Here is an 11,976-nt window from a genome sequence, read left to right as displayed (position 1 = left end):
CCCCGCTGCGGCTATGCCCGGCGGGGTTCTCTTGCCTCTGATGGTCGGCATCTTCAACGCCTGGTTGATCGGCATTTTCAGCGTCGCCTAACACCCGGGACGCGGGAAAGGCGTTCAGTGACTTCGCCTTCCTGTTCGCCATCCCGGCCTACCTGTTTCCGCAGCTGTATCGCGCGGATCTGGCCGCGTTGTTCGCGCCCGCCGCCATCGGCGGTTACGTGGCCACCACGCTCGCCGTCTTCGCGGTGCTCGCGCTCGGCGCGCGCTGGGCGGGTGTGCCCGCGCCGGGTATCGCGCTGCGCTGCATGTGCTCGGTGCATGTGAACGCGGCCTATTTCGCGCTGCCGGTGCTGGACTTCCTGTTCGGGGACGCGTCGGCGATCTTTCCGGTGGTGCTGTTCCAGGTGTGCGGGCTGACGGTCATCGTCCTCGCGGTACTCGAACACGGCAGTGCCGGTGCGGGCGAGCGCCGGGGTGTGCCACGGGCGGTGGGGTCCGCGCTCGCGACACCGGTGGTGGTGGCGTGCACGGCGGGCGTGCTGGCCAATCTCGCCGGGGTGCGCGTGCCCGCGCCGGTGCTGGAGGGTTTGGAGTTCGCGGGCGCGGCGGCGTCTCCGGTGGCGCTGTTCGCGCTCGGCCTGCACGTGGGTACCCACGGAATGCGCTGGCGGCCGGTCGCGCGGGTCGAGTATTTCCTGATCGCCATGAAGTGCGTCGGGTTCCCGCTGCTCATGTGGGCGGCGCTGCGCTACGTCTTCGGTTTGAGCGGGCCGACGCTGGCCATGTTCGTGGTGATCGCCGCCATGCCGGCCGCGCAGAACGCGTTCATCTACGCCCAGCGCTACGACGGCGAGATCGATCTGGTTGCCGCCGCGGTCGTGAAGTCGACGGTGCTCACCGCCGCGTTGCTCCCGGTGTGGATGCTGGTCCTGCCCCGGTAGACCGCTGCGGTATCGTAGATTAAGTTAATCGCAATTCGCGTGGTGATCGCAGAGTAGAGCTAGGAGCCGCCATGTCTTCCGCTGTCATTGTCGACGTTGTCCGCACCCCGACCGGAAAGGGGAAACCCGGTGGTGGACTGTCGGATGTGCATCCGGCGACGCTGCTGTCGGATGTCCTGCGGTCCCTGGTCGAGCGCAATGACCTGGATCCGGCACTGGTCGACGATGTGATCGGCGGATGCGTCACCCAAAGCGGTGAGCAGGCGTTCAATATCTCGCGCACCGCGGTGCTCGCGGCCGGATTCCCGGAGTCGGTGCCCGCCACCACGGTGGACCGTCAGTGCGGATCCTCGCAGCAGGCGGCGCATTTCGCGGCGCAGGGCGTACTGGCCGGCGCCTACGACATCGCCATCGCCTGCGGCGTCGAATCGATGAGCCGGGTGCCGATGTTCTCCAACGCCCAGGGAGCCGACCCCAACCGCGGGCCGCTCGCGCAACGCTTCCCGGACGGGCTGATCCAGCAGGGCACGGCCGCGGAGATCCTGAGCCGGCGCTGGAAGCTGGATCGCGAAACCCTGGACGCCTTCGCCGCCCGCTCGCATCGGCTCGCCGCCGAAACCGCCGCCGCGGGCGGCTTCGACAACGAACTGCTGCCCGCGGGCAGCCTGACCGCCGACGAGACCATCCGGGCGAACACCACCGCCGAGGGCCTGGCCGGGTTGCGTCCCGCCTTCGTCGACGAGGCGATGAAACAACGCTTCCCCGAGATCGAATGGTCGATCACGCCCGGCAACTCCTCACCGCTGTCCGATGGGGCCTCGGCCGCGCTGATCATGAGCGAAGCGAAGGCGAACCAGCTCGGTCTGCGCCCGCGGGCGCGCTTCCACTCCTTCGCGGTCCTCGGTGACGATCCGCTGCTCATGCTCACCGCCGTCATCCCGGCCACGCGCAAGGCGCTGGCCAAGGGCGGGCTCACCATCGACGACATCGATGCCTACGAAGTGAACGAGGCTTTCGCTCCGGTCCCGCTGGCCTGGCAGCACGACCTCAATGCCGATCCCGCCAAACTCAATCCGCGCGGCGGGGCTATCGCCCTCGGTCACCCGCTCGGCGCCTCCGGCACCCGCATCCTCGCCACCATGGTCAACCACCTGGAGCAGACCGGCGGCCGCTACGCCCTGCAAACCATGTGCGAGGCAGGCGGACTGGCCAACGCCACCATCATCGAGCGTCTGTAGCCCGGTCCCGGGGCGGCTCCCCTTCGACAAGCTGTGGCCCCACCAGTCGCCGGCGGGCGACGCCCGCGGGGGCGAAGTCATTCGAGGGGGTTCGCGCGGATACGACATGCCGTGTGCCCGGCGCATCCGATTCGTGCCGATGGTGGGGGTACTCTCGCTTCGATTCGCGCGGCGTTGTTCCATCCGGTGCAGTTCCGAACCCGCTGAGGAGCACGATGACCGGTAGTTCCGCACGGCAGGCCGGTACCGAGCTGGGGCACGCGGCGCGCGAGATCGCGCCGCGGCACGCGCTGGGGGAATGGGACGCCGGGGCGCGCACCCGGACCGCGCTGGAGGTGCTGTTCGGGCAGCACGCGGAGCGCGACCCCGATCTGCTGCCGATCCGCTACGGGCGCATGAGCGCGTCGCCGTGGACCTACCTGCGCGGTGCCGCGGCGGTGATGGCGGCGGATCTGGCGCTCCGGCCGCATTCGGGACTGCTGGTGCAACTGTGCGGCGACGCGCACGTGCTGAACTTCGGCCTGTGGGCCACCCCGGAACGGAATCTGGCCTTCGATCTGCGCGATTTCGACGAGACCCTGCCCGGCCCGTTCGAATGGGACGTGCAGCGCCTCGCGGCCAGCCTGGTGGTGTGCGCGCGGGAGAACGAACTCGACGACGCGGCCGCCCAGCAGGCCGTGGACTCGGCGCTGTGGTCGTACCGGCAGCACATTCGCGACTACGCGGACATGTCCGAGCTCGACGTCTGGTACGACCGGATCGACGCGGACACCCCGCTGGCGACACTGGCGCCGCACGACGCCGAGGAGATGCGAGCCCATATCGCCAAGGAAGCCGAGAAACGCACCAGCGCGGGGGCTTTCCACAAGCTGACCGAGGTCAGGGACGGCCGGCGCCGGATCATCGACAAGCCGCCGTTCCGGGTGCACCTGGACGGGCCGCGGCTGCGCGATCAGGCCGAGGTTGCCCGGGAGGTCTTCGAGACGTATTCGGCCTCGGTGCCCGAACATCTGAACCGGCTGCTGGAACGGTTCACACTCACCGATGTGGTGCGCCAGGTCGTCGGGGTCGGCAGCGTCGGCATGCGGGTGTTCCTGGTGCTGGCCGAGGGGCGCAGCGGGCAGGCTCCGCTGTTTCTCCAGATCAAACAGGCCGGAAGCTCGGCCTACGAGCCCCATCTCGCGCCCAGCGCGCAGGACAATCACGGGCACCGCGTCGTACTCGGCCAGCACCTGATGCAGTCGGCGACCGACCTGTTCACCGGCTGGACCCGGTTGCGCGGCCTGGACTTCTACGTCCGCCAGTTCCGCGATATGAAGGTGATCCCGGACGGTCACCGGATCGCGCCCTATCTGACCGAGTTCGCGGCCTCGTGCGCGCACGCCCTGGCCAAAGCCCATGCGCGCAGCGGAGATCCGGTCGCGATCGCCGCCTACATCGGCAAGGGACACGCGTTCGTCGACGGTGTCGGGACGTTCGCGCTCGCCTACGCGGATCAGACCCGCGCCGATCACGCGGACCTGCTGACCGCCATCGACGACGGGCGGGTGCAGACCGCGCCGGGCTGGTGAATCGCCCGGTCAGTCGGGCAGGAGCGGCACCGAGATGCCCTCGCCGCGGCGTAACAGCGCCGCTCGGGTCACCGCGGCCGACCCGAATCGCTGCCGCAGATCGTCGAGTGTGGCATCGAGGGTGTTGCCGGCGCGGGCCTGGAGCGGTAGCTCCAGCTGGGCGCCCTCGGCATCGTCGAGATTGGTGAGCGCGAGCCCGATCAGGGTGAGCCCGCGGTCGCCGATCATCGGCATGGCCGTGGCCAGCAGGGTGCGGGCGGCGGCCAGGATCGTGGCCGTGGAATCGGTGGGCCGGGCCAGCGTGTGCGAACGGGTGGCGCGGCTGAAATCGTCGAAACGCATGCGCAGCACCACCGTTCGGCAGACCCGGTCGGCGGCGCGCAGGCGGCGGCCGAGCCGGTCGGTCAGGCCGTGCAGGTAGGCCTCGATCTCCTCGGGCGGTCGGTGCCCCCGCCCGAGTGCGCGCTGGGCGCCGATCGAGCGGCGACGCCGGCCGGTTTCGACTCGGCGCGGGTCGCGGGCCATCGACAGCGCGAACAGGTGCCGGGCGGCGGCCGGCCCGACGATCGTGCGCAGCGGGCGCTCGCCCAGGTCGGCGAGCTGGGCGATCCGGGTGATGCCGTGCTCGTGCAGCTTCGCCGCCGTGACATCGCCGACGCCCCACAGTCTTTCGACCGGCAGCGGGTGCAGGAAGTCGAGTTCGCCGTCGGGCGGCACCAGCCGCAGGCCGTCGGGTTTGGCGACCGCGCTGGCGACCTTGGCGAGGAACTTGGTGCGCGCGATGCCGACCGAGATGGGCAGGCCGACCTCGGCCTGGATCCGGGCGCGCAGCCGCTGTGCGATCGCTACCGGCTCGCCCGCGATCCGCCGCAGCCCGCCGACATCGAGGAACGCTTCGTCGATGGAGATGCCCTCGACGAGCGGTGTGATGTCCCGGAAGACCTCGAAGACGGCCTTGCTGGCGTCGGCGTAGGCGTGCATGCGCGGCGGGACGACGATGGCGCGCGGGCACAGCCGGATCGCCTGACCGCCGTTCATCGGGGTGCGGATCCCGAATGCTTTCGCCTCGTAGCTGGCCGCGAGGACGACACCGCCGCCGACGATCACCGGTTTCCCGCGCAGCCGCGGATTGTCGCGCTGTTCGACCGAGGCATAGAAGGAGTCGAGATCGGCGTGCAGGATCGACGCCTCGGCCCGGGATTGGATCCGGGGGCGGGATTCGGGTGGCATCGGCGGCCCTCCTCGACTCGTGGTTCGAACATATGTTCGCATATTCGGCTCGGGAGCGGAATCGGCCGGGGGAGGGAATCTACGGTTCGAGTCCGTAGGAATGCCGTACGGTCGGTACTCTGACGGCGGGGCTGATGATCACGATTGAGGAGTTCGGCACGGTGCGTGGATTCGGAGAGCTGGAAGCCGTGATCATGGACCGGATCTGGGACCGGGACAGCGAGTACACCACCGTGCGCGACCTCTTCGAGGAACTCGGCGCCGAACGCGAGATCGCCTACACGACCGTCATGTCGACCATGGACAATCTGCACCGCAAGGGGTGGCTGGCCCGCGAGCGCGCGGGCAAGGCCTACCGGTATTGGCCGACTCTGACCCGCGAGGAATACAGTGCGCGGGTGATGTTGGAGGCGTTGGGCGCTGGTGGTCGCCCCGATCTGGTGCTGAGCCATTTCGTCGATCAGATCAGCGCCGAGGAATCGGCCGGGTTACGCGCGGCGCTGCGGCGCCACACGGCTCGGCCACGCTAGTGGGAGCAGCAGTGCGGATTACCTGGGATCAGGTGTTCACCTGGCGGTTGACGCGCCAGTTCGTCTCGGAACCGTCCGCGGACCCGGTGCCCGCCATCGTCGACCGGCTCTGCGGGGTGCAGGCGCAGGTGACCTCCTCCGCGGAAACCGCCGTGGCCCTGCGCAGTACGACGCCCGAGGCGGGCGCGCTCACCCGGGAGCTGGGGCGCGGCACGCTGCTGAAGACCTGGGCGATGCGCGGCACCCTGCACGCGCTCACCCCCGCCGCGGCGGCCGCCTTCCTTCCCCTCATGGCCGCCACTCGGACCTGGGAAAAGGCGTCCTGGCAGAAGGTCTTCGGCGCCACGCCGGCCGAGGTGGCGGCGCTGACCGAGGCGGTCGCGCAGATTCTCGACGGCCCGGCGCTCACCCGGGACGAGCTGGTCGAGGCGTTGCTGGCGGACAAGGCCTTTCACAAACTGGGGGAGGGGCTGCGGTCGGGCTGGGGCGCGCTGCTCAAGCCGCTGGCTTGGCAGGGCGCATTGTGTCACGGTGCGGCGCAAGGCAATCGGGTCACCTTCACGACGCCGAAGCGGCTGCTCGCGGACTGGGCCGGGCTGCCGGAGCCCGAGGTCGCGGGGCCGATTGCGGTGTCCGCCTATCTCGGCGCCTACGGTCCCGCGACCCCGGAGACCTTCGACGCCTGGCTCAGCCGCAACAGCAATCGCAAACCCGCTGTCCGGGGCTGGTTCTCGGCCCTCGGTGACGCGCTGACCGAGGTCGACGTGGAAGGCGTGCGCGTCTACGTCCGCACCGCCGACGTGGACGAGCTGGCGGCCGCCCGCCCGAGCTCCTCGGTGCACCTGCTGGGCGCTTTCGATCAGTACGTGCTGGGTCCGGGCACCAAGGACACCGCGCTGTTGCCCGCCGCGCATCGCGGCGAGGTCAGCCGGAAGGCGGGGTGGATCGCGCCGCTGGTGCTGGTCGACGGCCGGATCGCGGGAACCTGGGAGCTGGACGGCGAGGTGGTCGTGTCGATGTTCGACGGCGGTGCGGTACCTGCCGCGCGCCTGGAATCCGCGCTCGCGCGGCTGGCCGCCGCGCAGGGCCTGGACGCGCTGAAAGCACGGTTCGCCGAACGAATTTGACCTCTATCAAAGTTGAGGTTTTACGGTCGGGTCCGACGAAAGGATCTCGACATGACGACATTGGTCACCGGCGCTACCGGCAACACCGGCCGCCAGGTGGTGCGGGAACTGCTCGAGCGCGGCGCGCGGGTGCGGGCGCTGACGCGCGACCCGGCCGCCGCCGCGGCACTGCTGCCCGCGGGCGCGGAGCTGGTCGCGGGCACGCACACCGAGCCCGCCGCACTGGACTTCACCGGCGTCGACCGGTTGCACATCACCGTGACCGCGGGGCTGGCCGATGTCGGTCCCGAATTGGTACGCCGCGCGGTCGATTCCGGTGTCCGGCGGATCACCGTGCTGTGGGGCGGCGGCGTGGGGCCGGTCGAACAGGCGGTCGCGGACTCCGGGGTCGAATGGACTCGGCTGGAACCACAGGAATTCATGTCCAACACGCTCACCTGGGCGGATTCCATTCGCGCCGAAGGCGTCATCCGCGAACCCTACGACTTCCCGAGCGCGCTGGTGCACGAGGGCGATATCGGCGCGGTCGCCGCGATCGCCCTGCTCGAGGACGGCCACTCGGGGCGGGCCTACAACCTCACCGGTCCGGAGGCGCTGACCCCCGGTCAGCGCCTGAAACTGCTGTCGGAGGCCGTGGGCCGTGCGGTCGCCTTCGAGCGGATCACCCATGAGCAGGCCATCGAGCGGCTGCTGGCCACCGGTGTGCCGCGCGCGGACGCCGAATACGTGGTCGGCTGGTACGCCGCACCGAACGCCGAGTCGACCACGGTCGACCCGACCGTCGAACAGGTAACCGGCCGTCCCGCCCGGACTTTCGCCGACTGGCTGGCCGAGCACGCGGCCCGCTTCCGCTAGCACCGCGATGCGCCGGTTCCGGCGCCCGAGCCGACGAAATCTCGCCGGGTTAGGCTGCCGCGGTGACAGAGCGGCGGCTGATCGACACGGTGGCGTGGGTGCGGATCGAGGACGGGCGCATTCTGTGCGCCCGTCCGCGCGGCAAGGACGTCTTCTACATTCCGGGCGGCAAACGCGAAGGGGCGGAGACGGATCTGCAAACGCTGCTGCGTGAGATCGAGGAGGAGTTGACGGTAGCGCTGCTGCCGGACACCGTCGCGCACGTGGGCACCTACGAGGCCGCGGACAACGGTCTGCTGGTCCGAATGAGTTGCTACACCGCCGAATACCACGGCATCCTGACCGCCAGCAGCGAGATCGACGCACTGGCCTGGTTCGGTTACGCCGACCGGGAGCTGGTACCGCCCGTCGACCAGCTGCTGTTCGACGATCTGGCCGCCGCCGGACAGCTCGGCTGACCCGACTCGGCCCCGCCTCGAACATGTCGAGGCGGGGCCGTATCGGCGTGGCGCGTCGTCGCGCCGATCAACACAGCGCCACGATGCGACGGGTGGGCTAGCTACTGGGAACCGGTGCGCGACCGGCCAATTCGATGAGGTGCTCCATGAGCACCAGCAGCGCGTTCTTGCAGGATTCGCGGCTGCGGGCATCGCAGAGCAGCACGGGGGTGACCGGATCCAGGTCGAGCGCGTCGCGCACTTCCTCCACGGTGTAGCGGGGCGCGTCGTCGAAGCAGTTCACCCCGACCATGAACGGCACGCCGCGGCGCTCGAAATAGTCCACGGCGGCGAAGGAATTGCTGAGCCGGCGGGTGTCGGCCAGCACCACCGCGCCCAGGGCGCCGCGCGAGAGCTCGTCCCACAGGAACCAGAACCGATCCTGTCCGGGCGTGCCGAACAGATACAGCACCAGATCCTGGTCGATGGTGATGCGTCCGAAATCCAGTGCCACCGTGGTGGTGTGCTTCTGTTCGACGCCGGACAGATCGTCGACGCCGCTCGAGACCTCGGTGATCAGCTCCTCGGTGCGCAGCGGGGTGATCTCACTGATGGCCGAGACCATCGTGGTCTTGCCGACGCCGAAGCCACCGGCGATGAGGATCTTCACCGAGGCCGCCAGCCTGGGCGTGTTGTCAAAGTTTTCGGATGCCATCCAGAACCGCTCGCAATACGTTGAGATCGCCGGGACCGGTCTCCGGTTGCACCGGAGCCCGGAAGATGAGATGTCCCTCGCCGATCAAGTCTCCGACAAGGATCTTGGTCACTGCCAAGGGAAGTTTCAAGTTGGCAGACACTTCTGCCACCGCGTGGGGAACTTTGCACAGGTGGATGATTCGGGCGTACTCGGGTTCGACCCGGCGCAGAACCGGCGCCGGATCGGTGGTCACGACCACCGTGAGTAGATCCAGATCATGCCCCGCACCCATGGTCCGCCCCCGCGTGAGCGCATACGGCCGGACCAGGGGCCCGGCCGCCTCATCGAACCAGGGTTCCCCCCTGCGCGTCATGGCAGACGCGCAGGGGTGGATAGGTAGTTGCCGACGCGTTGCACGGTGACGTTCATTTCGTAGGCCACCATGCCTAGATTCGCGGTCTCCGAAGCCTGAAGCGCCAGACAGGCATTGGTGCCCGCGGAGGTGACGAACAGAACCGCGCGGTCCAGCTCGATCACCGCCTGCCGGACACCGCCGCCCTCGAAGCGGGCGCCCGCGCTGCGGGCCAGCCCGTACAGCGTGGAGGACATGGCGGCGAAATGTTCGGCATCCTCGCGGCTCATGGCGGTGGAGCGGCCGAGCAGCAGGCCGTCGGTGGACAACACCACCGCGTGCCGAACCCCGGCAAGCCGGTCCACCAGATCGTCCAATAGCCAGTTCAGATCACCGGTTTGGGGAGCGGTCACCGTAGCCTTCCTGTTCCTGTTGGCCGACGGGGTGGGCGCGCCGCCCCTGCCGGGTTCCGTTCTCGATGGCGGACATCAGATCTCGGGCCTGTTCGGCCGATCGCGCGCGCTCCACCAGCGGGGTGGGCGGGGTGGCGGGCTCGGGCTGCTGAGCCAGCTGCGGCGCCAGATTGGCCTGACGGCTGCGGCGTGGCAGCAGCGGGCGACCGTCCGCGCTCACCCCGGTCTCCGGTCGCGGCGGCAGGCCGAACGCGGTATCCGAGCTCGGCGTCGCGGCGGGCGGCTCCAGGCGCGGCGCCGATGGCGTGAGGTCCGGACGCGGCAGGCCGAGCGAGGAAGTCATGCGCGGCGGTTCCACCGCGGGCGGGGTGTAGGCCGGCGGCGTCGGCGCGGCGGGCGGTGCGGTGAGCACGGCCGTCGACTCGGATTCCAGCGCGCGCACCGGCGCCGGCTCGGGCAGCTGTTCGCCGGTGAACTGCACCGACTGCCGGTAGCGCCGCCCGTGCTCGGGCAGCGACTGCTCGGCCGGCGGCAGGTGGGCGTCGGCGGCCAGGAGCGCGGACGGGATCAGCACGATGGCGCGGATCCCGCCGTAGTCGGAGTCCGAGAGCCGCACCGACACACCGTGGCGGGCCGAGAGCTGGGCGACCACGAACAGGCCCAGGCGGGAGTCCACCGACAGCGCGGCGACACCGAAATCCGGTGGGTTGCGCAGCATCTCGTTGACGCGCGCGAGTTCGCCCTCCGGCATGCCCATGCCCTGGTCGGTGATCTCGACGACCAGACCCTTGCCGACCACGTTGCCGAACACCTCGACGCGGGACTGCGGCGGGGAGAACGAGGTCGCGTTGTCCACCAGTTCGGCGAGCAGGTGGATGAGGTCGGCCACGACCGAACCCATGATGTGTGCCTCGGGCAGGCGCGATACCCGCACCCGGGCGTAGTCGACGGTCTCGCCGACCGCGGAACGCACCAGGTCGATCAGCGCGACCGGGCTGCGCCACTGGCGGCCCGGCTGGCCGCCGCCCAGAATGATCAGGTTCTCGGCGTTGCGGCGTTCGCGGGTGGCCAGATGGTCCAGGCGGAACAGGGTCTCCAGCAGCGCCGGATCCTCCTGCCGGTTCTCGGCCTCGTCCAGGATCTCGAGCTGGCGGTGCACCACGATCTGGCTGCGATGGGCGATATTGAGGAACACCGCCTGCACGCCCTCACGGGTGCGGGCCTCGGCGATCGCACCGCTGACGGCGGCGGTGTGCGCCTGTTCGAAGGCCTTGGCGACCTGTCCGATCTCGTCGTGGCCGAAGTCCAGGTTCGCGGATTCGGCTTCGGGGTCGACCTTTTCACCCGCGCGCAGCCGCGACATCAGCTCGGGCAGCCGGTCGTTGGCCAGTGCCAGGGTCTCGCCGCGCAGCAGCTTGAGACGCCGGATGATCCGGTTGGCCAGCACCAGGGCGACCAGGAAGACGATGATCGAGACCAGCACCACGCCCGCGCCACCGTAGGCCGAGCGGGTCTCGTTGTCCTTGCCGAGGTCGCGGGCCTGGCCGTGCGCGTGCTGGTTCTGGGTGATCCAGAGCTGGGTCAGCGCCTCGTTGACGTGGGTGGCGGCTTCGGTCCACTCCGGGGTGCTCAGCGGTAGCGGCACCTCGGTCTTGCGCGCGGTCGGGGTGGTGCTGCGCAGCGCGGCCTCGGTGAAGTACTGCCCGATGGCGGTTTCCATGCTGGACAGCCGCTGCCAGGAGGTGCTGTTGATGATGGCGTTGGCCGCGGCCGCCTGGTCCGAGGACAGGTCGGCGGCCAGGTAGGAGAGCTCGGTGCGGTAGAAGCCGACCTGGCGGCTGAATTCCTCGACCGGGATGAGCGGGCCGTTCTCGGCGCGGAAGTTGGCGGAGGCGACGGCGAAGCTGCGCGACATGGCCTCGTTGGCGAACAGGATGCGCACCGCTTCGGTGAGCTCGCGCGCGGTCGCGGCGTCGGGCGCGGATTCCTGGGCGATCTGCGCGCCGATGCTGATGACGTCGAGCAGCTTGTTGTAGAAGCCGTAGGTCTCGAGCGGGGGCAGCATGCCGACGTCGATCGCGCCGCGTGCCTGTGCGATGGCAGTGGCGAGCTGGTCGGATTCCTCGAATTTGCCCTCGAGCTTGGCCGGGTCGATCTTGATCAGGCCTTTGGACACCTCGACCACGTTCTTCATGGCGGTGTCGAGGCGGGTCCGCGCGGCGCTGATGGCGGGGCCGAGGGTGTTGTCGCCGGCCATGCGCTGCAGCGTGAGGTAGCGCTCGAGCTGGATGCCCGCCATCATCTCGGCCGACGGTTCGATGACGGCCGACATCTCGGTCGCCCAACTCTTGGCGTAGTTGCCTTGTTTCACCAGGTATCCGGCTGCGCTGACGCCGACCACGAGCAGAGTCAAACTCGGGATGAGCGCGATCGCCAGAATCCGGGCGCGGACGCCGAGCCTCGCTCTGAACATTGGGACAACGTAATCCAGCCAATCCGGCATAAGGGATTCGGATTCCGGTGAGCGGGACTCGATTTGACAAACCGTCCGTCACACGATCTCTGTAATCGGTCTGCACCGAGGT

12 protein-coding genes are annotated in these 11,976 nt (G+C 69.4%); 7 read left to right on the top strand and 5 right to left on the bottom strand.

Translation table 11 applies throughout. The annotated features are described in order from the left end of the window. Positions 1 to 188: 188 nt before the first annotated feature. The 3 genes from ACFVMC_RS30705 (at position 189) to ACFVMC_RS30695 (ending at position 3,750) form a co-directional block, all read left to right on the top strand. The gene (locus ACFVMC_RS30705) at positions 189 to 941 is read left to right on the top strand and encodes an AEC family transporter (protein ID WP_379216078.1); all 753 of its coding nucleotides are present in this window, start codon (positions 189 to 191) and stop codon (positions 939 to 941) included. 71 nt (positions 942 to 1,012) lie between these two features. Next, positions 1,013 to 2,179, top strand: coding sequence for a thiolase family protein (locus ACFVMC_RS30700; protein WP_379216076.1), 1,167 nt, complete (start codon positions 1,013 to 1,015; stop codon positions 2,177 to 2,179). A 215-nt stretch (positions 2,180 to 2,394) separates the two neighbouring features. Continuing rightward, positions 2,395 to 3,750 carry a DUF2252 domain-containing protein gene (locus ACFVMC_RS30695; protein ID WP_379216075.1) on the top strand — a complete coding sequence of 452 codons (1,356 nt, stop codon included), beginning with the start codon at positions 2,395 to 2,397 and terminating at the stop codon, positions 3,748 to 3,750. Between the two features lie 9 nt (positions 3,751 to 3,759). Here the strand turns inward: ACFVMC_RS30695 and dinB are convergent, their stop codons facing one another. Then, complete coding sequence (dinB, locus tag ACFVMC_RS30690) at positions 3,760 to 4,980, bottom strand: DNA polymerase IV (RefSeq protein WP_379216073.1); 1,221 nt, start codon at positions 4,978 to 4,980, stop codon at positions 3,760 to 3,762. Between the two features lie 134 nt (positions 4,981 to 5,114). Here dinB and ACFVMC_RS30685 point away from each other — a divergent pair, with 134 nt between their 5' ends. The 4 genes from ACFVMC_RS30685 to ACFVMC_RS30670 all read left to right on the top strand — a co-directional run bounded on the left by ACFVMC_RS30685 (position 5,115) and on the right by ACFVMC_RS30670 (position 7,950). After that, on the top strand, positions 5,115 to 5,510 hold the full coding sequence (locus ACFVMC_RS30685) for a BlaI/MecI/CopY family transcriptional regulator (RefSeq protein WP_379216072.1): 396 nt from the start codon (positions 5,115 to 5,117) through the stop codon (positions 5,508 to 5,510). Positions 5,511 to 5,521: 11 nt separating this feature from the next. Continuing rightward, positions 5,522 to 6,637 (top strand): DNA glycosylase AlkZ-like family protein, encoded by a 1,116-nt coding sequence (locus ACFVMC_RS30680; protein WP_379216070.1) that lies wholly within the window; start codon positions 5,522 to 5,524, stop codon positions 6,635 to 6,637. 51 nt (positions 6,638 to 6,688) lie between these two features. Continuing rightward, a complete protein-coding gene (locus ACFVMC_RS30675) occupies positions 6,689 to 7,492 on the top strand; it encodes an NmrA family NAD(P)-binding protein (protein ID WP_379216068.1) in 804 nt (267 codons plus the stop codon). Between the two features lie 62 nt (positions 7,493 to 7,554). Then, positions 7,555 to 7,950, top strand: coding sequence for an NUDIX domain-containing protein (locus tag ACFVMC_RS30670; protein WP_379216066.1), 396 nt, complete (start codon positions 7,555 to 7,557; stop codon positions 7,948 to 7,950). A gap of 97 nt (positions 7,951 to 8,047) precedes the next feature. On the opposite strand, the gene ACFVMC_RS30665 is transcribed toward ACFVMC_RS30670, so the two are convergent. Genes ACFVMC_RS30665 through ACFVMC_RS30650 form a run of 4 tightly spaced genes read right to left on the bottom strand, consistent with a single transcriptional unit; the run spans position 8,048 to position 11,864 of the window. Further along, complete coding sequence (locus ACFVMC_RS30665) at positions 8,048 to 8,644, bottom strand: ATP/GTP-binding protein (protein ID WP_379216064.1); 597 nt, start codon at positions 8,642 to 8,644, stop codon at positions 8,048 to 8,050. Continuing rightward, positions 8,625 to 8,999 (bottom strand): DUF742 domain-containing protein, encoded by a 375-nt coding sequence (locus ACFVMC_RS30660; RefSeq protein WP_379216063.1) that lies wholly within the window; start codon positions 8,997 to 8,999, stop codon positions 8,625 to 8,627. Before ACFVMC_RS30660 ends, ACFVMC_RS30665 begins: the two co-directional genes overlap by 20 nt. Further along, entirely contained in the window at positions 8,996 to 9,391 is a 396-nt protein-coding gene (locus ACFVMC_RS30655) for a roadblock/LC7 domain-containing protein (protein WP_379216061.1), read from the bottom strand. Before ACFVMC_RS30655 ends, ACFVMC_RS30660 begins: the two co-directional genes overlap by 4 nt. Then, a complete protein-coding gene (locus ACFVMC_RS30650) occupies positions 9,369 to 11,864 on the bottom strand; it encodes a nitrate- and nitrite sensing domain-containing protein (RefSeq protein WP_379216059.1) in 2,496 nt (831 codons plus the stop codon). Before ACFVMC_RS30650 ends, ACFVMC_RS30655 begins: the two co-directional genes overlap by 23 nt. Positions 11,865 to 11,976 lie beyond the last annotated feature (112 nt).

The sequence above is a fragment of the Nocardia sp. NPDC127579 genome, assembly GCF_042672005.1.
GTDB lineage: Bacteria > Actinomycetota > Actinomycetes > Mycobacteriales > Mycobacteriaceae > Nocardia.
The sequence above is the reverse complement of the archived record's forward strand: the minus strand, read 5'-3'. Positions and strand labels throughout refer to the sequence as shown.

Excerpts from the sequence above, each read along its gene's own strand:
- ACFVMC_RS30700 (WP_379216076.1), top strand. The coding sequence starts at position 1,013 with ATGTCTTCCGCTGTCATTGTCGACGTTGTCCGCACCCCGACCGGAAAG.
- ACFVMC_RS30695 (WP_379216075.1), top strand. The coding sequence starts at position 2,395 with ATGACCGGTAGTTCCGCACGGCAGGCCGGTACCGAGCTGGGGCACGCG.
- dinB (WP_379216073.1), bottom strand. The coding sequence starts at position 4,980 with ATGCCACCCGAATCCCGCCCCCGGATCCAATCCCGGGCCGAGGCGTCG.
- ACFVMC_RS30685 (WP_379216072.1), top strand. The coding sequence starts at position 5,115 with ATGATCACGATTGAGGAGTTCGGCACGGTGCGTGGATTCGGAGAGCTG.
- ACFVMC_RS30675 (WP_379216068.1), top strand. The coding sequence starts at position 6,689 with ATGACGACATTGGTCACCGGCGCTACCGGCAACACCGGCCGCCAGGTG.
- ACFVMC_RS30665 (WP_379216064.1), bottom strand. The coding sequence starts at position 8,644 with ATGGCATCCGAAAACTTTGACAACACGCCCAGGCTGGCGGCCTCGGTG.
- ACFVMC_RS30660 (WP_379216063.1), bottom strand. The coding sequence starts at position 8,999 with ATGACGCGCAGGGGGGAACCCTGGTTCGATGAGGCGGCCGGGCCCCTG.
- ACFVMC_RS30650 (WP_379216059.1), bottom strand. The coding sequence starts at position 11,864 with ATGTTCAGAGCGAGGCTCGGCGTCCGCGCCCGGATTCTGGCGATCGCG.